The organism is Orrella sp. JC864 (assembly GCF_037026685.1).
Classification (GTDB): Bacteria; Pseudomonadota; Gammaproteobacteria; order Burkholderiales; family Burkholderiaceae_B; genus Orrella.
On sequence record NZ_JBANET010000023.1, the window covers coordinates 13,308 to 35,111 of the forward strand.

A 21,804-nucleotide genomic window follows, 5' to 3' on the forward strand; every position below is an offset into this window, starting at 1 on the left:
GAATGCGCAATTTTATGGGTCATGCACCGGCATCCGCGCCCGCGCCGCCGGCGGACCGGGGCTTGGCCATGCCTTCGCCATCGGCCAGCCGTGCCTCGTAGAACGCATCCAGGCGTTCGTGGGCGCGCTGCAGTTCGTAATCGACCGTGCGCCGGGAAACGCCCAGCCGGTCGGCCACCGCCTGGCGCGTCATGTCCTGCCAGTGCACCATGACCACGATGACGCGGCGGCGCTCGGGCATGGCGGCCAGCAGCTCGGTGACGGCCTCCAGATCCCTGCGCCCCTGCGCCTGCCGGGCCGGATCGGGCGCGGCATCGGCCATGGCTTCCAGCAGGGCGTCGACCTCCTCGCCGGAGACGGTGCGATTCTGCACCCGCTGCATGTCCACCGCGATGTTGGTCGCCACGCGCATCAGGTACGCCGCCGGGCTGCCCGGCGACAAGGAGCCGTCCTTGTCCTGCAGGCGCAGCCAGGTATCGTGCAGCGCATCGCTGGCCAGGTCGGCATTGCCCAGCTTGCGGGTCAGCCGCAGCTTCAGGCTGGCGTAGCGCTGCGTCAGGTAGTCCAGCAGCGTCGGCGGTCCGTTGCCGGTCATGGCGTGCTCCCCGCGCCGGCCGCGCAAGGCGGCCTGGCGCCCGGCGCCACGGGCAGCAGCATCATGGTGTAGGGCACATCCACGGACGAGGCGGGAGGCGGGCCGGCCCGCACCTGCCGCAAGACGGCCACCAGCACGGCGTCGCGCGCCGGGTCCCCGGTGGATTCGATCAGATCGGTCCGATGCAGCTGTCCGCCGGCGTCGACCTGGACACGAAACAGTGCCCGGTAATCCCCGGGTACGGTCCGGGCATGGCTGCACAAGGCGCGCAACACGCGGGCCTGGAGCAGCGCCGGATAGCCGTCCAGGCTTTCGCCGGCCAGCGGGTTGGCCCCGGCCGGGCCAGGCGGGCGTATCGCCGCCGGACGCGTAAGCCGGAAGACCTCGCCATACGGGGACACCGATTTTTCGGCGATCAGCCCGGTGCCTTGCAGCAGGCGTTGCAAGGCTGCCTCGGCCGAATAGCGCCCATGCACCGCCGTGGAAAACAGCCCCTCGACCAGGGCGCTGGGCGCCAGCGCCGGCTGGCGCGCGATGGCGCCGTACTGGGACAGGGCCTGGCCCAGCGGCTGGGCGGGAATGTCGAAATCGAGCAGCGGGCCGGCGCATGCACGGGCGCCGGCCGCCACGCCGGCACACATCGCCAGTGCCAACATCCAGGCCGCCCTGCCGCCGGAGGGACCGGGCCGGTTCAGCCGGCGCGCCATCGACCGGGCCCTGTACGGGGCCGCCCGGCATCGCCCGCCGCCCACCTGCCGCCGTGGTCCAGGACATTTATGGCACGAAGGGTCGGCGGAACGGGACGGGTGGAACGCGGCACGGAGCTGGCACCAAAACGGGAGTCCGTATGATGCCGCCGCGACGTGACTGTCAAGTTACACTGCGGTGACCGCACTTGACATCATCCGTCCCCGAGCACAGACTCTGCCTATAAAGTCCCCCGCTGCGGGGACGGCGGCGCCCGAACAACGACACATCGCGCCGCCGCGACCAACAAGAAAACCCCGCGCCGCCGGGCCCATCCTGCCGGCGCCTCACAGCAACTCGACCCAGCGAGGAGACAAGAACATGGGAACAACCGAGGCAAGCCGCTATCCGCTGCGCGCGTCGCGACGCGGCATCGACGGCTTGGGATTCGCGATTTTTGGCATACCGGTCCTGCTGGTGTGCCTGGGCCTGGCGGCCGTATTCCTGGAGCCCTTCTGGATGGCCGGCGTCACGATACTCTCGCTCTGGATCGCCGCCATCGCCTGTATCCTGATCGTGCAGAAGCTGCGCCGCGCCCGCTAGGGGCGGCGCTCCGATAGCGCCCTGCCCGCCGCCGGCGGCGGCCAGGGCGGCGGCCAGGGCTGCGCACCCCTGGCCGGTCCTGCGGACCGGCCGGTCTTTTTGCCGCGCCCGGCCGGCGCAGGCTCGCCTGGCCGCCCCACGCCCACGCCCACGCCCACGCCCACGCCCACGCCCACGCCCACGCCCACGCCCACGCCCACGCCCACGCCCGGCGCGCGGCGGAACGCGGATATACCCCCCGTTTTTCCCTCCTGTTCGGCGGATTCGCCAGGCTTTGCCGCGTTTAGCTTAGTGATATAACCACTAAGTAACAGCGGCTCATAAATGAAACAAAATATTCCAGTCACCGACCAGGAATTCGTGGTGGGAGACGAGCAATACCTGATTTCCAAGACGGACCTGAAAGGCCGGATCACTTATTGCAATCCCGCGTTCATCGAGATCAGCGGGTTCTCCCGCGAGGAGTTGCTCGGCAAGGCCCACAACATCGTGCGCCACCCCGACATGCCGCCCGAGGCGTTCCAGGACATGTGGGACACGCTCCAGGCGGGCAAGCCGTGGCTGGCCGTGGTCAAGAACCGCCACAAGCACGGGGGCTACTACTGGGTGCTGGCCAATGCGATGCCCGTCATGGAGAACGGCGTGGTCACGGGCTACGCCTCGGTGCGGGTCAAGGCCAGCACCGAGCAGATCCGCCAGGCCGAGGCCTTCTACACGCAAATCCGCGAAGGCCGCAGCGGCGGCTACGCCCTGCGGCAAGGCCGGCGCGTGCCGGTGGGCTGGCGCGCCGCCTTGCACGCGCTGGCCGCTCCCTTGCGCCGCGGCGTACAGGCCACCCTGCTGCGAATGGCCGTGGCCATGTGCGCGCTGGCGGCGATTCCGACCCACCTGGCCGCCAGCCAGCATCCGGCCTGGGCTTGGCCGCTGTGGGCCGGCCACGCGGGCGTGTGCGCCGCCTACCTGCTGGCCACGATGTGGCTGGCGCGGCGCATCACCGCCCCGCTGGCGGGCGCCGAGGAGCTGGCCCGCCAGATCGCCGCGGGCAACCTGGTCAACGACATCGATCCTGCCCAGGCCGGCGAAATGCGCAATCTTTATTTCTATTTGGACCTGATGCGCAAGAGCCTGATCGGCATTTCGTCCGAAGTGATCGGCAAGACCGCCGACCATGTGCGCAGCATCGCCCAGCTGCGCCAGGGCAGCGAGAGCCTGGCCGCGCGCACCGAGGCCCAGTCCGGCGCACTGCAGGAGACGGCCGCCAGCGTCGAGCAGCTGACGGCGACGGTGCTGCGCAACGCCGAAAGCGCGCAGGCCGCCACCGGCCTGGCGCGCGAGAGCCAGGCGCTGGCCAGCCAGGGCGGCCAGATCGTGGACGAGCTCAACGCCACCATGCAGGCCCTGGATGGCAGTTCGCGCAAGATTTCCGAGATCGTCACGCTGATAGAGGGCATTGCGTTCCAGACCAATATCCTGGCGCTCAACGCCGCCGTGGAGGCGGCGCGCGCGGGCGAGCAGGGCCGCGGCTTTGCCGTGGTGGCCGGCGAGGTGCGCAACCTGGCGCACAAGAGCTCGGCGGCGGCCAAGGAGATCAAGGCGCTGATCGACCAGTCGGTGCAGCGCATGTCGCTAGGTTCCGGGCAGGCCAGCCAGGCGGGCACGGCCATGCAGCGCATCATGGACGCCGTGCGGCGCGTCAACGATCTGGTGGAGGAAATTTCCCGGGCCAGCGCCGGGCAGTCGGGCGGGGTGCGCCAGATCAGCGGCGCGGTGGCCCGCATGGACGGCGTGGCGCAGCAGAACGTGGCGCTGGTGGGCGATCTGCACGAAGTGGCCCAGCACCTGGGCCACGAATCCCAGGCGCTGGTGCAGGCCATTGCCGTGTTTCGCACGCCCCAGGCCGGCAAGGCCCTGGCCGGCACGCGCTAGCTGCCCGGCGCACGCGGCCGGGACAAGGGCGCAAAAAAAGCAGGACGGCCATGCCGTCCTGCCTTCACCAGGATACCGCGGGCGCTTAGCGCGAGAGCTCGGTATCCAGGGTCACCTTCGAGCCGTCGATGGCCACGCCGGCGGCCAGGCCGGCATTGTTCAGCACGAAGCCGATCACCGGCTGGCGGGCGGTATTGCTGTCGATGCTGCCGTTGGCGCCGATGGTGGCGACCGCGACATGGGCATCCGCGCCGATGGTCCAGCCGTCGCTGTTGCGGAAACGCTGCAGCGCCTCGTCGGTCATGAACAGCAGTACCGTGGCGCGCGATTGCGCGCCCGCCTGAAAGCCGATCGAGCCGCCGGCCACGGTGTAGTAGGCCTGCGGCTTGCCGCCCACGCGCAGCACGCCCTTGCCGTACTCGCCGCCCACCACGAAGCTGGCGCCCAGCACCGACGGGAAGATCAGCACGCCCTTGGCATCCTGGACCAGCTGCTTGGAACGCGGCGCGGCCTGGTACAGGCGGGTCAGGGTCGCATCGGCGCCCGAGTCGATCTGGGCGCGCTGCTCGGCGGGCGTTGCCCGCGCGTCGGGAGAATTGGCGGTCGCACTGCAGCCGGCGGTCACCAGGCCCGCCACGGCCAGGGCTGCGGCAGCCAGGCCGCTGCGGCGAAAGAAAGGAAGATTGCGCAACATGAAGGTCTCCTTGGATAAATTCCGCCTTCCACTGTACGCCGCCAATCTGTCACCCGAGTGAGCAAAGTCTGACCAATTAGCAAGACTTGCAACGAAACCCCGCAACTGCCCGCAATGCCGCGCCCAATAATGGCCACACTGTAAACAAGCGTAGGCATCCCGCCCGAACACGCCGCCGCCTCCCGCAAGCACCCCGACCAACCCAGGGGCGCCGCGGATCCGGCTCCGCCGGTCCGCCAGCGCCGCCCCCCTGGGGGGGAGGCGCCCAGCGCCTGGAGGGGCTACTTCACCACCCAGAAATAGACGCGCCGCCCGTTCACGTCCAGGGTTTCGTCCGGTTCCCAGTCGCCCATGTCGAAGGCGTGCGAGACGATGCGCGTGCCCGGCTTGAGCGCCTGCAGCGTCGGCCGCAGCTTGAGATTGAGCGAGTTCAGCAGGTACAGCGAGATGACCGTGGCCTCGGACAGGTCCTGCTCGAACAGGTCGCCCTGGATGAACTTGACCTTGTCGGTCACCTTGTTCTCCTGGGCATTGGCATTGGCCTCGGCGATGCGCTGCGGGTCGATGTCGATGCCCACGGCGCGGGCGCCATAGTCGCGCGCGGCGGTCACCGGAATGATGCCGTTGCCCGAGCCCAGGTCGTAGAGCACGTCGTCGGGCCCGACCTTGGCCACCTTGAGCATGGCATCGACCACTTCCTGGGGCGTGGGCACGAAGATGACGTCGGGCGTGCGCGCTTGCGGGGCGTTTTGCGCCAGGGCGCTGCCGGCCACGAAGAACGATGCGGCGATGAAACCATAAATCGTGTGTAGGGGCTTGATCACGACAGACTCCTTGCTTGACGAAAAAACGAAACGGCTTACCCGCGCAAGGCGCGGGAGCGCCGGAAACACAGCAGGACGGCGCCCAGCGCCAGCACCGCGATGCCCACCAGCGAGCCGACGCCGGTATACATCACGCTGGAATACAGCAGGTACAGGCATACCGCGATGAAAACCAGCGGCGTGACCGGATAGAACGGCACGCTGAAGGGCCGGGGCCGATCGGGAAAACGCCGGCGCAGCACGAACAGGGAAATGCCCGTCAGCGTAAAGAAGAACCAGAACACCGGCGCGGTGTAGTCCACCATGGTCGAAAAGCCGCTGCGGGTGACCGCGCCCAGGCCCACCAGGCCCAGCGAGATGGCGCCCACGGTGAGCAGCGCGTTGGTAGGTCCGTCGTGGCGCGCGTTCCAGCGTCCCAGCAGGCCGAACATGGGCTCGTCCCGCCCGAAGGCGTAGATGGTGCGCGAGCCCAGCAGGATGGTGGCGTTGGCCGATGTCAGCGCCGCGATGGCGATCAGCGCGCTGATGACCTGGGCGCCGCGCTCGCCCATGAGCACGCGCAGCATGTCGGCCGCCACGGCGTCGCTCGCGCCCATGGCTTGCAGGCCCAGCACGCGCACGAAGGCCAGGTTCACCAGCAGGTAGGCCAGCGTGATGATGGCCAGGCTCCAGAACAGCGCGCGCGGCAGGTTGCGCTTGGGGCCGACCACCTCGGCCGAGACGTAGGCCGCCTCGTTCCAGCCGCCGTAGGTCAGCATCACGAACACCAGCACCAGCCCCCACTGCGTGGCCTGGCGCGTTTCGGGCGAGGCGGCGGCGGCAGCGGCGGCCTGCGGGTCGGGCGTCATGAACAGGCCCGCGCCGATGATGAACAGCACGCCGCCCACTTCCAGCAGGGTCAGCAGGTTCTGCGTCCATTTGCCCGAGCGCAGCCCGACCAGGTTGACCAGGGTCAGCACAAGGACCATGGCCGCTGCATACCAGGCCGAGGAGAACTCGCCCAGGCTGTATATCTGCGTGGCGTAGTCGCCGAAGACAAAACCCAGCAAGGCGATGGAGCCCGTGGGGATGACGGTCAGGCGGGCCCAGGCGAACAGGAACGAGAGCTTCTCGCCATAGGCCAGGCGCAGGAAATGGTAGTCGCCTCCGGCGTTGGGATGGGAGGTTGCCAGTTCGGCGTAGCACAGGGCCCCGGCCACCGAGATGATGCCGCCCAGCAGCCAGGCCAGCAGCATCGCCTCGACCGAGTGGGAAAAGCCCGCAACCAGCGCCGGTGCGCTGAAGATGCCCGCGCCGATGACGATGCCGATGACCAGGGCCATGACATCGACGGTATTGAGCAGGCGGCGGGGATGGGGATCGGCCTGCGGCGCAGCGGCCTCGGCCTGCGGGGGGGACGGGGAACGACGGTCTGGCGCGGACTCGCTCATCAAGTATCCGTAGGAAGAAGTTTGCGGGAGGCCGTCTTCTGAAAAGCGACCAAGCAGGAAGTTCCGCGATGCTGACGATGAACTTAAATTTGTTCTGCGAAACTTGCAAGCGGCAGCATGCTAGCGCCGTCCTCGCCCGCGCGGCCGCCCGCGGCGCCGCGCCAGCCAGGGCTCGAGCAGGTAGGCCAGGAACAGCAGGACCAGCGCGAGCGCCAGCACGGCCAGCAGCCACGGCGCGCCCTCGGGCCCCAGCCGCACGCCCACCCACCACAGCAGCAGGGCCACGCCCAGCCACAGCAGCAGCCTGCCCAGCAGCGAGGTGACCAGGCGCCAGCGCAGCGCCACGAAGACGGCCAGCGCGGCGGCGGCGACCAGCCAGGTCATGGCGCCTGCTGCCCGGACGCGGGCGGCACGGTCTTGGGGCGGCGCAGGCGCCGGCAAGCAGGGAGAGGACGGATCGCAGCCATGCCCCGACCTTAGCAGATGCTGCGCCTGTCCAGGATGACCGCGATGCGCTAGGATGCCGGCATGAATGCCTCTTCCTGTCCGCCCCGCCCGCAACGGCCCTGGGGCTACGAACGCCCGGACTGCCGTGGCGCGAACGCGCTGGGCCTGTTCATCGACGACCTGCACCGCGTGCTGGACGAGCACACGGCCGGCCGCGAGGCCTCGCCGCTGGCCGTCATGGCCGCCCAGCAAGGGGTGGACCGGCTGCTGGCCCACTACGTGCGCAAGGGCGCGCAGCCCTCGGCGTTCAACGGCCAGAGCGTCACCCTCAGGCACGCCATGGACAAGCAGGGCGTGCATCATGTCGTCCCGATCTTCTCTCCCGTCCTGAAGGGCGCCTTGACCGCCCTGCTGCCCAGCCGATAACGCCATGCCCGCCGCCGTCCGCATCTGGGATCTGCCCACCCGCCTGTTCCATTGGCTGCTGGCCGCCTGCGTGACCGGCGCGCTGGTCACCGTCAAGCTGGGCGGCATGTACATGGACTGGCATGTGCGCTTTGGACTGGCCACCTTCGGATTGATCCTGTTCCGGCTGCTATGGGGCCTGTTCGGCCCGCGCTATGCCCGCTTCGCGCAATTCGTGCGCGGGCCCGGCGCGTGGTGGCGCTATCTGCGCGGCCAGGCCCCCGAAGGCCAGGCCGGCCACAATCCCCTGGGCGCGCTGTCGGTGGTGGCCATGCTGGCGCTGTTCGGCCTGCAGGCCGGCACGGGCCTGTTCGCCAACGACGACATCCTGACGCAAGGGCCGCTGGCCCACCGGATCAGCGGCGAGCTGTCCAGCCGACTGACGGGCCTGCACATGCAGGCCGAGTGGCTGCTTTACGCCCTGGTCGCGCTGCACCTGGCGGCCGTGGCCTGGTATGCCCTGGTGCGCCGCAAGCGGCTGGTCGGCCCGATGATCCACGGCGATGCGCCGGCCGCCGAGCTGGCGCCCGGCACGCCGGCGGCCGAGGACGGCCTGGCGGTGCGGCTGCGCGCGCTGGCGCTGGCCGCGGCCGTGGCGGCGCTGCTGGCATGGATCGATGCGCAGCAGGCCGGCGCGGCAGGCATGTACTACTAGCGCCGCTGCCTGTAGGAGTCGTGGCAGGCCTTGCAGCTGGCGCCCACGTCGCCGAAGGCGGCGCGCACGTTGACCAGCTCGCCGGTCGCGGCCGCCTGCGCCAGCTTGTCCACGCTCTGGACGAAACGCTGCTGGGCCTTGAGGAAACCCTGCTCGTCGCTCCAGACCTCGGCGCGCGCCCCGCCGCCCTCGGTGCCCGGGCCGAAAGCCCCCCACGGCAAGGCGGCCAGCGTCTGCAGAAGCTGCACGTTGGCCTTGATCTGCTCGGCATCGTAGGGCGCCTGGCCCTTGGCCACCGGCCCCATGCGGCCGAAATGGGCAGAGATCAGCGTGAACGCCGACTGGCGGTACTTGATCGCATCGTCGGGCTTGGCGAACTGGGCGGCGGCGGGAAAATGAAACAGCGCGGCGGCCGAGGCACAGGCAGCGGCCAGCGCGAGCAAGGGTTTTTTCATCGCAAGGCTCCGGATAGACGAGCCGCGCCGGCCGGCATGCCGCCGCGGCTCCCGGGCACTATACCTGCAAGGACTTGGCCAGGGAAACCGCCAGGCCGACATAGCTGCGCGGCGTCATGGCCAGCAGGCGCGCCTTGGGCTCGGCCGGCAGGTCCAGGCCGGCGACGAACTCGCGCAGGGCCTGCTCGGTGATGCCCTTGCCGCGCGTGAGCGCCTTGAGCTGCTCGTAGGGTTGCGGCAGGCCATAGCGGCGCATGACCGTCTGCACGGGTTCGGCCAGCACTTCCCAGCAGGCGTCGATGTCGGCATCGACGGCCGGCGCGTTCAGTTCCAGCTTGTTCAGCCCGCGCAGGCAGGCGTCGTAGGCCACCAGGCAATAGCCCAGCGCCACGCCCAGGTTGCGCAGCACGGTCGAGTCGGTCAGGTCGCGCTGCCAGCGCGAGACCGGCAGCTTCTCGGACAGGTGGCGCAAGGTGGCGTTGGCCAGGCCGATGTTGCCTTCGGAGTTCTCGAAGTCGATGGGGTTGACCTTGTGCGGCATGGTCGAGGAGCCGACCTCGCCTTCCTTCAGGCGCTGCTTGAAGTAGCCCAGGGCGATGTAGCCCCATACGTCGCGGTCCAGGTCCAGCACGATGACGTTGGCGCGCGCGATGGCATCGAACAAGGCCGCCATCCAGTCGTGCGGCTCGATCTGGATGGTGTGCGCGTTCTGGGTCAGGCCCAGGCCGCGCAGCACGCCGGCGCTGAAAGCCGGCCAATCGATCTCGGGATAGGCCGCCAGGTGCGCGTTGTAGTTGCCCGTGGCGCCGTTGAGCTTGGCCAGCGGCTCGACCTTTTCGATGGCGTCGATGGCGCGGCCCAGGCGCGCCGCCACGTTGGCGAACTCCTTGCCGACGGTGGTGGGGCTGGCCGGCTGGCCGTGGGTGCGCGAGAGCATGGGCTGGCCGGCATAGGCCTGCGCCATCTCGGCCAGCTTGGCGTGCAGCTCGCGCAGGCGCGGCACGACGGCCCGCTCGCGCGCGCGGCTGAGCATCAGCGCATGCGAGGTGTTGTTGATGTCTTCGGAGGTGCAGGCGAAATGGATGAACTCGGCCGCGCGCTCGAGCTCGGGATCGCCCGCCACGCGCTCTTTCAGCCAGTATTCGACCGCCTTGACGTCATGGTTGGTGACCCGCTCGATCTCCTTGATGCGCGCGGCGTCGGCCTCGGAGAAATCGTCCACCAGCGCGCGCAGCCGCTGGCGCGCGGCCGGGGAGAACGGCGCCAGCTCGGGCAGGCCCGCCTCGGACAGGCCCACCAGCCAGGCGACCTCGACCTCGACGCGGTGCGCCATGAAGCCCGCCTCGGACAGCAGGCCGCGCAGGCTGTCGCCGCGCGAGGCATAGCGCCCGTCCAGCGGGGACAAGGCATTCAGGGAGCTGAGCTGGGAGGCGATCTGCATGATTGATGTGAAAACGCGACAAAAATCGAATCAGCGATTTTATCACCCGGCCGTGGCCGGGCCCCGGGCCCATAAAGCGGCGCGCCAAGATAAACTCAGGGATCGAACTGCCGCAAGCCCCGGGCTTGCGCGGCACTGCGCCCGCCTCGCGGCGCCGGCTTTCTTGCTTCCCTTACACATGAAACTCATAGGCTCTCTGACCAGTCCCTACGTGCGGAAGGTCCGCATCGTGATGGCAGAAAAAAAACTGGATTACCGCCTCGAGCTCGAGAACGTCTGGGCCCCCGACTCCACCATCCAGGCCACCAACCCGCTGGGCAAGGTGCCCTGCCTGGTCATGGAAGACAACGGCGCCCTGTTCGACTCGCGCGTCATCGTCGAATACCTGGACACGCTCTCGCCGGTCAGCCGGCTGATTCCGCAAACCGGCCGCGAACGCGCGGCGGTCAAGTGCTGGGAAGCCATCGCCGACGGCGTGCTCGATGCCTGCGTGCTCAGTTTCAAGGAAAGCCAGCGCCCCGAATCGCAGCGCAGCCAGGAATGGATCGACCGCCAGCAGGGCAAGGTCACCGCCGCGCTGGCGGCCATGGACAAGAGCCTGGGCGATCACGCGTTCTGCATGGGCGTGAACTACAGCCTGGCCGACATCGCCGTCGGCTGCGCGCTGGGCTACCTGGACCTGCGCTTCGCGCAGATCGACTGGCGCGCCGGCCACGCCAACCTGGCGCGCCTGTACGCCAAGCTGTCCGCCCGCCAGTCCTTCATCGACACCGCCCCGCCCGTGGCCTGACCACGAACCTGACGAGATAGCCCTACGCCAGCCTCGACCCCATCGGGGCGCCGCGGAGCCGGCTGCGCCGGTCCGCCAGCGCGCCCCCCTGGGGGGAGGCGCGCAGCGCCTCGGGGGGGGCCCTCCTACACCCCTGCGGCGAAGGCCACGCCGGCCTTGTACAGCATGTAGGCCGCCAGGGCGAACAGCAGGAAAGCGAACACCTTCTTGAGCGTGCCGACCGGCAGCTGGTGCGCCACCTTCGCGCCCAGCGGCGCGGTCAGCACGCTGACCACCACCAGCGCGGCCAGGGCCGGCAGGTAGATGTAGCCCAGCATGCCGGGCTGGCCGGACGTTTCGTTCAGGCCCGCGAAGATGTAGCCGACGCTGTTGGCCAGCGCGATCGGAAAACCCAGCGCCGCCGATGTCGCCACCGCGTTGTGCAGCGCCACGTTGCACCAGACCATGAAAGGCACGGACAGGAAGCCGCCGCCCGCGCCCACCAGCCCCGAGATGAAGCCGATGCCGGCGCCAGCCGCCGAGCTGCCCGCCACGCCGGGCATCTGGCGCGCGGCCGCCGGCTTGCGGTTGCGCAGCATGTTCATGGCCGAATAGCCCACGAACAGCGCGAAGGCCAGCGACAGCCAGGCGGTGTTCAGCGCCGCGAAGACCGCGCCTCCCGAGACCAGGCCGCCGATGATGATGCCCGGGGCCATCATGGCCACGATCTTCCAGCGCACGGCGCCCTTGCGGTGGTGCGCCCAGACGCTGGAGACGGAGGTGAACAGGATGGAGGTCATGGAGGTGGCGATGGCCGCGTGCACCACCAGGTCCAGCGGCATCTTCTGCCAGGTGAACAACATGGTCAGGAAAGGCACCATCAGCATGCCCCCCCCTATGCCCAGCAGCCCGGCGGCAAAACCGACGGCCGCGCCCAGTATCAACAGGCAGACGATAAAGACTGGATCCACGACGAAATTCCTTTAGAGAGATTTGAAAAGACAGGGATAGGAAAACTGGCGCGCGCGCCGCGGCAAGGCTGCCGGGCCCGGCCCGGCGGCGCGGGCGGCGGCGGGATCAGACGATGATGCCTCCGCCCAGGCAGACTTCGCCGTCGTAGAGCACGGCCGACTGCCCGGGGGTCACGGCCCATTGGTCGTGGTCGAAATCCAGCGCGAAACGCTCGCCGGCGCCAGGGGCCAGGCGGCAGGCCGCGTCGGCCTGGCGGTAGCGCGTCTTGGCGGCATAGGCGGCCGGCGCCGGGGGCTCGCCGGCGATCCAGCTGGCGTCCTGCGCCTGCAGCGTGCGCGACAGCAGCCAAGGATGGTCATGGCCCTGCACCACGTACAGGGTGTTGGCGGCCAGGTCCTTGCGCGCCGCGTACCAGGCGTCGGCCGTGCCGTCCTCGCGCTGGCTGCCGCGCACGCCGCCGATGCCCAGGCCCTTGCGCTGGCCCAGCGTATGGAAGGCCAGCCCGTGATGCTGGCCCAGCACCTTGCCTTCGGGCGTGCGGATCGGGCCCGGCTGCGTGGGCAGGTAGCGGTTCAGGAACTCGCGAAACGGCCGCTCGCCGATGAAGCAGATGCCGGTGGAATCCTTCTTGGCGGCGTTGGGCAGGCCGATTTCGCCGGCGATGCGCCGCACCTCGGTCTTGGGCAGCTCGCCCAGCGGAAACAGCGTGCGCGCCAGCTGCGCCTGGTTCAGGCGGTGCAGGAAATAGCTTTGGTCCTTGCTGGCATCGAGCGCCTTGAGCAGCTGGGTGCGCGGGCCGGCCGGCGTGTCCACCCGCCTGACGCGCGCATAGTGGCCCGTGGCGATCAGGTCCGCGCCCAGCCCCATGGCATGGTCCAGGAAGGCCTTGAACTTGATCTCGGCATTGCACAGCACGTCGGGATTGGGCGTGCGGCCGGCCGAATACTCGCGCAGGAACTCGGCGAACACGCGGTCCTTGTACTCGGCGGCGAAGTTGACCGCCTCGATGTCCACCCCGACCAGGTCGGCCACGCTGGCCGCATCCAGCCAATCCTGGCGGCTGGAGCAATATTCGGAGTCGTCGTCGTCTTCCCAGTTCTTCATGAACAGGCCGACCACTTCGTAGCCCTGCTGCTTGAGCAGCCACGCCGTCACCGAGGAATCGACGCCGCCCGACATGCCCACGACGACGCGGGCCTTTTTGCGTAGGGGCATTTTTTGCCGCCCTGCTTCCGGAAATGCTTGCATAGTGCGGCTATTTTAGGCGGGATCGCCGGCCGGGGCCGCGCGCTCGTGCGCGACGGCCTCGAGCAGCCAGGCGCGAAACGCCTCCAGGGCGGGCAATCCGGCCTTGTATTCGGGATAGCAAAGGTAATAGCCGCGGCTGGACAGGATGGGCAGGCGCAAGGCGGTGGCCAGCTTGCCGTCGCGCATTTCCTCCTCGACCAGGCACGAGGGGATGAGGGCGATGCCAAGACCGGCGATCGCCGCGTGCGTCAGCAGGGAATACTGGTCGAAGCAGGCGCCCTCGCGGCTGCGCGGCGTATCGATGCCGGCTTCGCGGAACCACTCCGGCCAGGCCTGCAAGGCGCTGGTGTGGTGCAGCAGGGGATGGCGCAGCAGGTCCTGCGGGCGGGCGCACTGCTCGGCCAGGCGCGGATGGCAGACCGGCAGCACTTCGCGCCCGACGATGTAGTCCGAGAAGCTGCCCGGCCAGTCGCCGCTGCCGAAACGTATGGCGGCATCGAGCTCCGGCCAGGAAAAATCGTAGCCCTGCTGATGCGGCAGGAATTCGACGTGTATGTCCGGGCGCCGCTGCTTGAAGGCCGGCAGCCGCGGGATCAGCCAGCGCGCGCCGAAGGTGGGCATGGCCGTCAGGTGCAGCGTGCCGCCCAGCTCCTGCCTGGCGATCAGCGCCAGCGAGGCCGCCTCGATCTGGCGCAGGCCCGGGCCGATCTTGTTCAGATAGCCCCGCCCGGCATCGGTCAGCGTCAACCCGTGCCGGCCGCGCACGAAAAGGCTGACGCCCAGGAATGTCTCCAGGCTCTTGATCTGCTTGCTGACCGCGCCCTGGGTTACGCACAGCTGTTCGGCCGCGCGGGTGAAGCTGCCATGCCTGGCCGTCGCCTCGAAGGCCAGCAGGTCGGTGGTGGAAGGACAGAAACGACGCATCTCGCCGCACAGGGATAGGGGAAAACCCCGACTATAGCATTACCAAATGGAATACCTGATTGAGCATCTTTCGTTTGCACGATGGCCCGGTCCCGGCCAAGAATGGCGGCATGGACCATCCGGTCCGCTTTCCAGTCACCTCAAAAGGGGAAACCAATGCAATCCCGTCAATGGCTTCTGAAACTATGCGTGGCCGGCAGCGCCGCGCTCGCTTGTGTGGCCGGCGCCCAGGCCGCCGAGTATCCCACCCGCCCGATCACCATGATCGTGCCCTTCCCCGCCGGCGGCACCACTGACGTGCTGGGCCGCCTGGTGGCCGAACGCCTGGGCGCCGAGCTCAAGCAGACCATCGTGGTCGAGAACCGCGGCGGCGCCGGCGGCTCGATCGGCAGCGCGGCCATCGCCAACGCCAAGCCCGACGGCTACACCATCGGCGTGGCCACGGTCAGCACCCACGGCATCAACCCGGCCGTCTACAAGAACCTGCCCTTCGACGCCCAGAAGGACTTCACCCCCATCACCGCCCTGGCCGCCGTGCCCAACATCATGGCGATCCATCCCAAGGTGCCGGCGCAGAACATGGCCGAGTTCATCGAACTGGCCAAGAAGGAACCCGGCAAGCTGAGCTATGCCTCGGCCGGCAACGGCTCGGTCTCGCACATGATGGGCGAGCTGTTCAAGATGGCCTCGGAAACCGACCTGCTGCACGTGCCCTACCGCGGCGTGGGCCCGGCCCTGAACGACACGCTGGCCGGCCAGGTGGACGTGCTGTTCGACAACCTGCCTTCCACCCTGCCCCATGCCCAGAGCGGCAAGCTGCGCGCCCTGGCGGTGGCCGCCCCGGAACGCACGCCCACCCTGCCCGACGTGCCCACCTTCGCCGAGGTCGGCCTGCAGGCCGTCAACGATCCTTCCTGGTTCGGCCTGGTGGCCCCGGCGGGCCTGCCCGCGCCGGTGCTCGAGGCCTTGTCCAAGGCCACCATCGCGGCCCTGGCCAGCCCCGAGCTGAAGGAGCGCCTGGCCTCGCTGGGCGCCACGCCCGTGGGCAACACCCCGGAAGAGTTCGCCGCGCAGATCAAGGAAACGATCGAGCGCAACGCGCGCATCGCCCAGGAAGCCAACGTCAAGATCGACTAAGCCGCCTGGCCCGGCGCCATGCCGGGCGCCGCCGCCCTCCCGGGGCGCGCGGCGCGGCCCATTCCCAACCGGCGCGCCGCGCGCGCCGGCGCTCCACCCCCGCCGTATCACCCCCTTATGCGATCCCATACCCAACCCCTGTCATACCGGCTCATCGTTCCCAACGGCTATCCCGAATCGCCCGATGCGCTGCCGCTGGTCCTGGACTCCCCGCACAGCGGCACCGACTATCCGCCCGACTTCGCGCCGGCGGTGGCCCACGGCGTGCTGCGCACGGCCGAAGACACCTGGGTGGCGGACTTGTGGGACGGCGCGCTGGAACAGGGCGTGCCCATGCTGGCCGCCCGCTTTCCCCGCAGCTATATCGACGCGAACCGCGCCTGCGAGGAGATCGACCCGCAGCTGCTGGACCAGCCCTGGCCCACGCCCCTGCCCGACAGCGCCAAGGTGCGCCTGGGCAAGGGCCTGATCTGGCGCATGCTCGATGACGGCACGCCGCTTTACGACCGCAAGCTGTCCCACGAGGAAGTGCATCACCGCATCCAGGCCTGCTGGCAGCCCTACCATCGCGCGCTGGACGAGCTGCTGTCGGCCGCCCAGGCGCGCTTCGGCAAGGTCTGGCACATCAACTGCCACTCCATGCCCAGCGTGGCCGGCGCCTACGCCACCGACAAGCCCGGCCTGGTGCATCCCGATTTCGTGCTGGGCGACCGGGACGGCAGCACCAGCGATCCGGCCTTTCGCGAAATGGTGGCCCAATGGCTGCGCGCACGCGGCTACGAGGTCGGCGTGAACGACCCGTACAAGGGCGTGGAGATCGTGCGCCGGGCCGGCAATCCGGCCGCGGGCCGCCACAGCCTGCAGCTGGAGATCAACCGCAAGCTGTACATGGACGAGACCACGCTGCGTCCGAACGAAGGCTACGCCAGGCTGCGCGAGGACCTGCGCCTGCTGGTGGCCGCCATCGGCCAATGGACGCGGGAACAGCTTTGAACCGGCCCGGCGAGCAAGCGACGAGCGATGCGCCGCCCTTGGCCATCGATGCCGGGCGGCTATGGCAGCGCGTGCAGGCGCTGGCCCGCTACACCGAGCCGCAGCGCCCCTGGACGCGCCGGGCCTTCGGCGAGCTGCATGCCCGCTCGCGCCAGTGGCTGCGCGAGCAGATGGTCCAGGCCGGGCTGTCCGTGACCCTGGATGCGGCCGGCAACCTGATCGGCCGGCGCGCCGGGCGCCAGCCGGCGCTGCCGCCGCTGATGACCGGCTCGCACTGCGATACCGTGGTCGAGGGCGGGCGCTTTGACGGCATCATCGGCGTGCTGGCCGGCATCGAGATCGCCCATGCCTTGAACGAACAGGGCCGCCAGCTCGAGCACCCGCTGGAAGTCGTGGATTTCCTGTCCGAGGAGCCCAGCGACTACGGCATTTCCTGCGTCGGCAGCCGCGGCATGGCCGGCGTGCTCACGCCCGACATGCTTGCCTGCGCGCGGCCCGACGGCGAGACCCTGGCCCAAGGCCTGGCGCGCTGCGGCGGGGACCCCTCGCAGCTGCCGGCCGCCGCGCGCGCGCCCGGCAGCATCGCCGCGTTCGTGGAACTGCACATCGAGCAAGGCCCCGTGCTGGAGCAGCGCGGCATCCCCATCGGCGTGGTCAGCCATATCGTCGGCATCCGCCGCGTGGCGCTGGCGGTCCAGGGCCGGCCCGATCACGCCGGCACCACCCCCATGACGCTGCGCCGCGACGCCCTGGTGGCCGCCGCCCGCATCATCGACGGGACCTATACGCTGGCCGGCGAGCTCAGCGGCCAGCCCCACTACGTGGTGGCCACCGTCGGGCGCATCGAGGCCGCGCCCAACGTGCCCAACGCGGTGCCCGGGCACGTCGAACTGGTGCTGGAGATACGCAGCGACGACGACGGCGTGCTGGAGACCTTCCCCGACCGGCTGCTGCAGCGCGTGCAGGCGGGCGTGGCCGCCACCGGCAGCACCGTCTCGCGGCGCGAACTCAGCCGCTCCTCGCCCACCGCCTGCGATGCCCGCGTGATGCGGGCCGTGCAGGCCGGCGCGCAGAAGCTGGGCTACGAACACCTGGTCCTGCCCAGCGGCGCGGGCCACGACGCCGCCTACCTGGCCCGGCTGGGGCCGGCGGGCATGGTGTTCGTTCCCTGCCTGCAAGGCCGCAGCCATTGCCCCGAAGAAAGCATCACGCCGGCCCAGCTGCACGACGGCACCCGCGTGCTTGCGCAAGCGCTGCTCGAACTGGATGCGGCCGGCCGCTGAGCCGGCCCCCTCTTACGCCCTGCTCCCCGTCTTGGTATAACTGGGCACCGCCGCCCAGATCAGAACAAGCCACACCGCGGCACCCAGACAGTGAGGAGACCCCATGCGCATAGGCATCCCGCGCGAATCCCGGGAGGGGGAGACGCGCGTCGCGATCGTTCCCGATACCGTCCGCAAGTACCTGGCCGCCGGCCATGAAGTCCGGATACAGGCCGGCGCCGGAGAGGCCGCCCGCTATCCCGACCAGGACTACGCGCAGGCGGGCGCGGCCATCGTCCCGGCCGGGGACGCCTGGCAGGCCGACCTGGTCCTGAAGGTGCGCGCCCCGCAGGCCGACGAACTCGCGCGGCTGGGGCCGGGCACGGTACTGGCGGGCATGCTCGATCCCTACGACACGGCCGCGCTGGCATCGCTGGCGGCCACCGGGGCCACCTGCTTCGCGCTGGAGCGGGCGCCGCGCATCACCCGCGCGCAAAGCCTGGACGTGCTGTCCTCGCAGGCCAGCCTGGCGGGCTACAAGGCCGTGCTGCTGGCGGCCAGCCACTACGGACGCATCCTGCCGATGATGATGACCGCGGCCGGCACGCTCAAGGCCGCGCGCGTGGTGGTCCTGGGCGCGGGCGTGGCCGGGCTGCAGGCGATCGCCACGGCCAGGCGGCTGGGCGCGGTGGTCGAGGCCTCGGACGTGCGCCCGGCGGCCCGCGAACAGATCGAGTCGCTGGGCGCGCGCTTCATCGACGTGCCCTTCGAGACCGACGAGGAGCGCGAGATCGCCCAGGGCGCCGGCGGCTACGCGCGGCCCATGCCGCCCGCCTGGATGGCGCGCCAGGCCGCGCGCGTGGCCGAGCGCTGCGCCCAGGCCGACATCGTCATCACCACCGCATTGATTCCCGGCCGGCCGGCGCCGGTGCTGGTGACCGAAGAGACGGTGCGAGCCATGCGGCCCGGCTCGGTGATCGTGGACCTGGCCGCCGAGCGCGGCGGCAACTGCGCCTTGTCCGAGCCGGGCCGCATCGCCGAGAAGCACGGGGTGGTCCTGGTGGGGCTGACCAACCTGCCCGCGCTGCTGGCCACCGACGCCTCGGCGCTCTACGCCCGGAACCTGCTGGAGTTCACCGGCCTGGTCACCGACAAGCAAGGCGCGCTGGCCATCCGGCGCGAAGACGAAATCGTCGCGGCCTGCCTGGTCTGCGAAAACAGCAGCATCGTGCACAAGGGCTGAACCATGGACGCCATCGATCCCACCCTCATCAACCTCATCATCTTCGTGCTGGCCATCTACGTGGGCTACCACGTGGTCTGGAACGTCACGCCGGCCCTGCACACGCCGCTGATGGCCGTGACCAACGCGATCTCGGCCATCGTCATCGTCGGGGCCATGCTGGCCGCGGCCCTGACCGATACCCCGCTGGCGCGCGGCATGGGCGTGCTTGCCGTGGCGCTGGCCGCCGTCAACGTGTTCGGCGGCTTCCTGGTCACCCGCCGCATGCTGGAGATGTTCCGCAAGAAGCCGCGCCCGCCGGCAGGCGGCCAGCCGGCCGGCAAGCAGGAGGCGCAACGATGATCTCGCTGAACCTGGTCACGCTGCTGTACCTGCTCGCCTCGGTGTGCTTCATCCAGGCGCTCAAGGGCCTGTCGCATCCCTCGACCTCGCGGCGGGGCAATGCCTTCGGCATGGCCGGCATGGCCATTGCCGTGCTCACCACGGGCGCGCTGATCGTGGCGCTGTCCGCCCCTGCGCCGGGCGGGACCGGCGGCGCCACGGGCCTGCAGGCGGCCGCGCCGGGCCTGGGCTGGGTGCTGCTGGGCCTGCTGGCCGGCGGCTCGGCCGGCGCGGTGATGGCCCGGCGCGTCGAGATGACCAAGATGCCCGAGCTGGTCGCCTTCATGCACAGCATGATCGGGCTGGCGGCGGTGGCCATCGCCGTGGCGGTGGTGGCCGAGCCGCATGCCTTCGGCATCGCCGCGCCCGGCCAGCCCATTCCGGCCGGCAACCGGCTGGAGCTTTTCATCGGCACCTTCGTGGGCGCGATCACTTTTTCGGGCTCGGTCATCGCCTTCGGCAAGCTCTCGGGCAAGTACCGCTTCCGGCTGTTCCAGGGCGCGCCGGTGGTCTTCGGCGGCCAGCACCTGCTGAACCTGCTGCTGGCCCTGGCCATGCTGGGCTGCGGGCTGTGGTTCATGGCCACCCAGGCCTGGCTGCCCTTCATCGTCATGACCGCGCTGGCCTTCGTGCTGGGCGTGCTGATCATCATCCCCATCGGCGGCGCGGACATGCCGGTCGTGGTGTCGATGCTCAACAGCTATTCGGGCTGGGCGGCCGCGGGCATCGGCTTCTCGCTGAACAATCCCATGCTGATCATCGCCGGCTCGCTGGTGGGCTCCTCCGGCGCGATCCTGTCCTACATCATGTGCAAGGCCATGAACCGGTCCTTCTTCAACGTGATACTGGGCGGCTTTGGCGGCAGCGCCGCGCCGGCCGCCGACGCAGCCGGCCAGGCCGCGCGCAGCGTCAAGCCGGGCAGCCCCGAGGACGCGGCCTTCCTGATGGGCCAAGCCCAGACCGTGGTGATCGTGCCGGGATACGGCCTGGCGGTGGCGCGCGCGCAGCACGCCCTCAAGGAGCTGGCCGAGAAGCTGGCGGACAAGGGCGTGACGGTGAAGTACGCCATCCACCCGGTGGCCGGACGCATGCCCGGTCATATGAACGTGCTGCTGGCCGAGGCCGAGGTGCCCTACGACCAGGTCTTCGAAATGGAGGACATCAACGGCGAATTCGGCCAGACCGACGTGGTGCTGGTGCTGGGCGCCAACGACGTGGTCAACCCGGCGGCCAAGAACGACCCGTCCTCGCCCATCGCCGGCATGCCCATCCTGGAAGCCTACAAGGCGGGCACCGTCATCGTGAACAAGCGTTCGATGGCCGCCGGCTATGCCGGCCTGGACAACGAGCTGTTCTACATGGACAAGACCATGATGGTTTTTGGCGACGCCAAGAAGGTGCTCGAGGAGATGGCCAAGGCGGTGGAGTAGGCGCGGCCAGGGCCGCCGTCCGCAGCGGGGGCGGCCCGACCGGCCGGGCCTGTCAGGCCCCGGCGCGCACCTGTCCGGGCGCCAGGCCGTAGCGGCGGCGAAAGGCGGTGGCGAAATTGGCCGGGCTGCTGTAGCCCGCATCCCAGGCGGCTTGCGTCACGCTCAGCCCGCCGCGCTCGAGCGCGGCGCGCGCCCGCTCGAGCCGCGCATCGCGCAGGTAATCCACCACCGTGCGGCCCCAGGCGGCGCGAAAGTGCCGCTGCAGCGTGTTCACGCTCATGCAGGCGTGCATGGCGATCTCGGCCAGGCCCAGGCCATCGGCCTGGCCGCTGTCGAGCCAGTCGCGCAGCTGCGCCATGCGCTGCAGGTCGCGCGGGCGCAGGCGCGCCGACGCCTCGGGCGCAGGGGCCTGGGAACGGTCCCAGCAGCCAAAGGCCTCGGACAGCAAGCCCAGCACGCGCGACTCCACATAAAGATTCCACAGGGCCGGCACCACCGGCGCGGGCACGAGCAGCTGCTCGGCCAGCGCCAGCGCCTGCGCCGACAGCGGCCAGGTCTTGACCGCCAGGTGCGTGTGCGCATGGGCGCGTATGGCCTGCCCGCGCGCATCCAGGGGCAGCCAGGCGTCCAGCCAGGTGTAGGGCACGGAGATGGAGACGGTGCGCTCGACGGCGCCGCGCATGCCGCGGCGATAGAAGCGCTCGGGTCGCGCCACCGACACCATGGCGCCCAGGACCGGCTCGCCGGGGCGCGCCCCCGGCCCCAGATGCAGCGACAGGTTGCCAAAGCCCACCTGGGCGCGCCCGCCCACCACCAGCGCGATGCGCAGGCCCTCCTTGAGCACGGCATGGACCTCAGAGCCCTGGAGTTCGCGCGCGTCCACGCGGTGCACGGTCAGGCCGCTGGGCAGCGTGAGGGTGTCGAAGACGCCCTGCAGCACCGGCTGCTCGCGCCGGGGCACCGACAGGCGGTAGTCGGTGGCCGCGTGCGGCGAGAGCGCGTGCAGCCGGTCGGCGGGCACGCGGGCATGACGGGCGGGCAAGGCGGAATCTGGGCACATGGCTGGCAGGCAGGTTGGCGATTGCACAAAAGGTTTCGGTGCCGGGGCAAAACCGCGCCGGGGCGGATGCCTTGACAATACCGGAACCGCAGTTAATGCAAATCGTTATCAATTAAATCACAAGCATGCAGCGCGGGGGCCGCCCGCCGTCAGCACTGTTGTT

The 21,804-nt window shown here is 69.8% G+C and carries 23 protein-coding genes; 11 read left to right on the forward strand and 12 right to left on the reverse strand.

Going from position 1 to position 21,804, the window contains the following annotated elements; genetic code table 11:
- Nucleotides 1-19: 19 nt before the first annotated feature.
- Together V8Z80_RS17665 and V8Z80_RS17670 are read right to left on the reverse strand one after the other, a co-directional pair.
- On the reverse strand, nt 20-595 hold the full coding sequence (locus V8Z80_RS17665) for an RNA polymerase sigma factor (protein WP_336062967.1): 576 nt from the start codon (nt 593-595) through the stop codon (nt 20-22).
- Nucleotides 592-1,251 (reverse strand): STN domain-containing protein, encoded by a 660-nt coding sequence (locus V8Z80_RS17670; protein WP_336062968.1) that lies wholly within the window; start codon nt 1,249-1,251, stop codon nt 592-594. The genes V8Z80_RS17665 and V8Z80_RS17670 overlap by 4 nt, the downstream gene beginning before the upstream one ends.
- Before the next feature lie 412 nt (nt 1,252-1,663).
- Between V8Z80_RS17670 and V8Z80_RS17675 the strand changes: the two genes are divergently transcribed.
- Nucleotides 1,664-1,885: a hypothetical protein gene (locus tag V8Z80_RS17675; RefSeq protein ID WP_155195762.1), complete on the forward strand. Its 222-nt coding sequence runs from the start codon at nt 1,664-1,666 to the stop codon at nt 1,883-1,885.
- 324 nt (nt 1,886-2,209) lie between these two features.
- Nucleotides 2,210-3,811: a methyl-accepting chemotaxis protein gene (locus V8Z80_RS17680; RefSeq protein ID WP_155195760.1), complete on the forward strand. Its 1,602-nt coding sequence runs from the start codon at nt 2,210-2,212 to the stop codon at nt 3,809-3,811.
- An 85-nt stretch (nt 3,812-3,896) separates the two neighbouring features.
- On the opposite strand, the gene V8Z80_RS17685 is transcribed toward V8Z80_RS17680, so the two are convergent.
- The 4 genes from V8Z80_RS17685 to V8Z80_RS17700 all read right to left on the reverse strand — a co-directional run bounded on the left by V8Z80_RS17685 (nt 3,897) and on the right by V8Z80_RS17700 (nt 7,143).
- Nucleotides 3,897-4,505, reverse strand: a complete 609-nt coding sequence (locus V8Z80_RS17685) for a BPSL1445 family SYLF domain-containing lipoprotein (RefSeq protein ID WP_155195758.1) — start codon at nt 4,503-4,505, stop codon at nt 3,897-3,899.
- A 281-nt stretch (nt 4,506-4,786) separates the two neighbouring features.
- The gene (locus tag V8Z80_RS17690; RefSeq protein ID WP_336062969.1) at nt 4,787-5,329 is read right to left on the reverse strand and encodes a methyltransferase domain-containing protein; all 543 of its coding nucleotides are present in this window, start codon (nt 5,327-5,329) and stop codon (nt 4,787-4,789) included.
- Nucleotides 5,330-5,364: 35 nt separating this feature from the next.
- Complete coding sequence (locus V8Z80_RS17695; protein WP_155195754.1) at nt 5,365-6,759, reverse strand: APC family permease; 1,395 nt, start codon at nt 6,757-6,759, stop codon at nt 5,365-5,367.
- A gap of 120 nt (nt 6,760-6,879) precedes the next feature.
- A complete protein-coding gene (locus V8Z80_RS17700; protein WP_155195752.1) occupies nt 6,880-7,143 on the reverse strand; it encodes a hypothetical protein in 264 nt (87 codons plus the stop codon).
- Between the two features lie 144 nt (nt 7,144-7,287).
- On the opposite strand from V8Z80_RS17700, the gene V8Z80_RS17705 reads away from it, so the two are divergent.
- Nucleotides 7,288-7,632, forward strand: coding sequence for a hypothetical protein (locus V8Z80_RS17705; RefSeq protein ID WP_155195750.1), 345 nt, complete (start codon nt 7,288-7,290; stop codon nt 7,630-7,632).
- Between the two features lie 4 nt (nt 7,633-7,636).
- Nucleotides 7,637-8,326 carry a cytochrome b/b6 domain-containing protein gene (locus V8Z80_RS17710; RefSeq protein ID WP_155195748.1) on the forward strand — a complete coding sequence of 230 codons (690 nt, stop codon included), beginning with the start codon at nt 7,637-7,639 and terminating at the stop codon, nt 8,324-8,326.
- On the opposite strand, the gene V8Z80_RS17715 is transcribed toward V8Z80_RS17710, so the two are convergent.
- Nucleotides 8,323-8,781: a c-type cytochrome gene (locus V8Z80_RS17715; RefSeq protein WP_155195746.1), complete on the reverse strand. Its 459-nt coding sequence runs from the start codon at nt 8,779-8,781 to the stop codon at nt 8,323-8,325. The genes V8Z80_RS17710 and V8Z80_RS17715 overlap by 4 nt on opposite strands.
- A gap of 58 nt (nt 8,782-8,839) precedes the next feature.
- Nucleotides 8,840-10,222, reverse strand: a complete 1,383-nt coding sequence (gene purB, locus V8Z80_RS17720) for an adenylosuccinate lyase (protein WP_155195744.1) — start codon at nt 10,220-10,222, stop codon at nt 8,840-8,842.
- A gap of 178 nt (nt 10,223-10,400) precedes the next feature.
- On the opposite strand from purB, the gene V8Z80_RS17725 reads away from it, so the two are divergent.
- Entirely contained in the window at nt 10,401-11,012 is a 612-nt protein-coding gene (locus V8Z80_RS17725; protein WP_155195742.1) for a glutathione S-transferase N-terminal domain-containing protein, read from the forward strand.
- Nucleotides 11,013-11,137: 125 nt separating this feature from the next.
- Here V8Z80_RS17725 and V8Z80_RS17730 read toward each other — a convergent pair whose 3' ends face one another.
- The 3 genes from V8Z80_RS17730 to V8Z80_RS17740 all read right to left on the reverse strand — a co-directional run bounded on the left by V8Z80_RS17730 (nt 11,138) and on the right by V8Z80_RS17740 (nt 14,135).
- Nucleotides 11,138-11,962 carry a sulfite exporter TauE/SafE family protein gene (locus tag V8Z80_RS17730; protein ID WP_336062970.1) on the reverse strand — a complete coding sequence of 275 codons (825 nt, stop codon included), beginning with the start codon at nt 11,960-11,962 and terminating at the stop codon, nt 11,138-11,140.
- Nucleotides 11,963-12,068: 106 nt separating this feature from the next.
- The gene (mnmA, locus tag V8Z80_RS17735; RefSeq protein ID WP_155195740.1) at nt 12,069-13,178 is read right to left on the reverse strand and encodes a tRNA 2-thiouridine(34) synthase MnmA; all 1,110 of its coding nucleotides are present in this window, start codon (nt 13,176-13,178) and stop codon (nt 12,069-12,071) included.
- A gap of 45 nt (nt 13,179-13,223) precedes the next feature.
- Nucleotides 13,224-14,135: a LysR substrate-binding domain-containing protein gene (locus V8Z80_RS17740; RefSeq protein ID WP_155195738.1), complete on the reverse strand. Its 912-nt coding sequence runs from the start codon at nt 14,133-14,135 to the stop codon at nt 13,224-13,226.
- A 156-nt stretch (nt 14,136-14,291) separates the two neighbouring features.
- Here V8Z80_RS17740 and V8Z80_RS17745 point away from each other — a divergent pair, with 156 nt between their 5' ends.
- The 6 genes from V8Z80_RS17745 to V8Z80_RS17770 all read left to right on the forward strand — a co-directional run bounded on the left by V8Z80_RS17745 (nt 14,292) and on the right by V8Z80_RS17770 (nt 20,581).
- Nucleotides 14,292-15,272, forward strand: a complete 981-nt coding sequence (locus V8Z80_RS17745) for a Bug family tripartite tricarboxylate transporter substrate binding protein (protein ID WP_155195736.1) — start codon at nt 14,292-14,294, stop codon at nt 15,270-15,272.
- Between the two features lie 117 nt (nt 15,273-15,389).
- Entirely contained in the window at nt 15,390-16,265 is an 876-nt protein-coding gene (locus V8Z80_RS17750) for an N-formylglutamate amidohydrolase (protein ID WP_336062971.1), read from the forward strand.
- Nucleotides 16,262-17,548 (forward strand): Zn-dependent hydrolase, encoded by a 1,287-nt coding sequence (locus tag V8Z80_RS17755; protein ID WP_336062972.1) that lies wholly within the window; start codon nt 16,262-16,264, stop codon nt 17,546-17,548. The genes V8Z80_RS17750 and V8Z80_RS17755 overlap by 4 nt, the downstream gene beginning before the upstream one ends.
- A gap of 103 nt (nt 17,549-17,651) precedes the next feature.
- Nucleotides 17,652-18,770 carry a Re/Si-specific NAD(P)(+) transhydrogenase subunit alpha gene (locus V8Z80_RS17760; protein WP_336062973.1) on the forward strand — a complete coding sequence of 373 codons (1,119 nt, stop codon included), beginning with the start codon at nt 17,652-17,654 and terminating at the stop codon, nt 18,768-18,770.
- A 3-nt stretch (nt 18,771-18,773) separates the two neighbouring features.
- A complete protein-coding gene (locus V8Z80_RS17765; protein WP_155195728.1) occupies nt 18,774-19,112 on the forward strand; it encodes an NAD(P) transhydrogenase subunit alpha in 339 nt (112 codons plus the stop codon).
- Nucleotides 19,109-20,581 (forward strand): NAD(P)(+) transhydrogenase (Re/Si-specific) subunit beta, encoded by a 1,473-nt coding sequence (locus tag V8Z80_RS17770; protein WP_336062974.1) that lies wholly within the window; start codon nt 19,109-19,111, stop codon nt 20,579-20,581. Before V8Z80_RS17765 ends, V8Z80_RS17770 begins: the two co-directional genes overlap by 4 nt.
- A gap of 52 nt (nt 20,582-20,633) precedes the next feature.
- On the opposite strand, the gene V8Z80_RS17775 is transcribed toward V8Z80_RS17770, so the two are convergent.
- Nucleotides 20,634-21,623, reverse strand: a complete 990-nt coding sequence (locus V8Z80_RS17775; RefSeq protein ID WP_336062975.1) for a helix-turn-helix transcriptional regulator — start codon at nt 21,621-21,623, stop codon at nt 20,634-20,636.
- Nucleotides 21,624-21,804 lie beyond the last annotated feature (181 nt).

Coding starts and splice junctions, on each gene's coding strand:
- V8Z80_RS17710 (WP_155195748.1), top strand. CDS start 7,637: ATGCCCGCCGCCGTCCGCATCTGGGATCTGCCCACCCGCCTGTTCCAT.
- V8Z80_RS17665 (WP_336062967.1), bottom strand. CDS start 595: ATGACCGGCAACGGACCGCCGACGCTGCTGGACTACCTGACGCAGCGC.
- V8Z80_RS17740 (WP_155195738.1), bottom strand. CDS start 14,135: ATGCGTCGTTTCTGTCCTTCCACCACCGACCTGCTGGCCTTCGAGGCG.
- V8Z80_RS17700 (WP_155195752.1), bottom strand. CDS start 7,143: ATGACCTGGCTGGTCGCCGCCGCCGCGCTGGCCGTCTTCGTGGCGCTG.
- V8Z80_RS17765 (WP_155195728.1), top strand. CDS start 18,774: ATGGACGCCATCGATCCCACCCTCATCAACCTCATCATCTTCGTGCTG.
- V8Z80_RS17705 (WP_155195750.1), top strand. CDS start 7,288: ATGAATGCCTCTTCCTGTCCGCCCCGCCCGCAACGGCCCTGGGGCTAC.
- V8Z80_RS17670 (WP_336062968.1), bottom strand. CDS start 1,251: ATGTTGGCACTGGCGATGTGTGCCGGCGTGGCGGCCGGCGCCCGTGCA.
- V8Z80_RS17725 (WP_155195742.1), top strand. CDS start 10,401: ATGAAACTCATAGGCTCTCTGACCAGTCCCTACGTGCGGAAGGTCCGC.
- mnmA (WP_155195740.1), bottom strand. CDS start 13,178: ATGCCCCTACGCAAAAAGGCCCGCGTCGTCGTGGGCATGTCGGGCGGC.
- V8Z80_RS17680 (WP_155195760.1), top strand. CDS start 2,210: ATGAAACAAAATATTCCAGTCACCGACCAGGAATTCGTGGTGGGAGAC.
- V8Z80_RS17675 (WP_155195762.1), top strand. CDS start 1,664: ATGGGAACAACCGAGGCAAGCCGCTATCCGCTGCGCGCGTCGCGACGC.
- V8Z80_RS17750 (WP_336062971.1), top strand. CDS start 15,390: ATGCGATCCCATACCCAACCCCTGTCATACCGGCTCATCGTTCCCAAC.
- V8Z80_RS17745 (WP_155195736.1), top strand. CDS start 14,292: ATGCAATCCCGTCAATGGCTTCTGAAACTATGCGTGGCCGGCAGCGCC.
- V8Z80_RS17770 (WP_336062974.1), top strand. CDS start 19,109: ATGATCTCGCTGAACCTGGTCACGCTGCTGTACCTGCTCGCCTCGGTG.
- V8Z80_RS17760 (WP_336062973.1), top strand. CDS start 17,652: ATGCGCATAGGCATCCCGCGCGAATCCCGGGAGGGGGAGACGCGCGTC.
- V8Z80_RS17695 (WP_155195754.1), bottom strand. CDS start 6,759: ATGAGCGAGTCCGCGCCAGACCGTCGTTCCCCGTCCCCCCCGCAGGCC.
- V8Z80_RS17715 (WP_155195746.1), bottom strand. CDS start 8,781: ATGAAAAAACCCTTGCTCGCGCTGGCCGCTGCCTGTGCCTCGGCCGCC.
- purB (WP_155195744.1), bottom strand. CDS start 10,222: ATGCAGATCGCCTCCCAGCTCAGCTCCCTGAATGCCTTGTCCCCGCTG.
- V8Z80_RS17685 (WP_155195758.1), bottom strand. CDS start 4,505: ATGTTGCGCAATCTTCCTTTCTTTCGCCGCAGCGGCCTGGCTGCCGCA.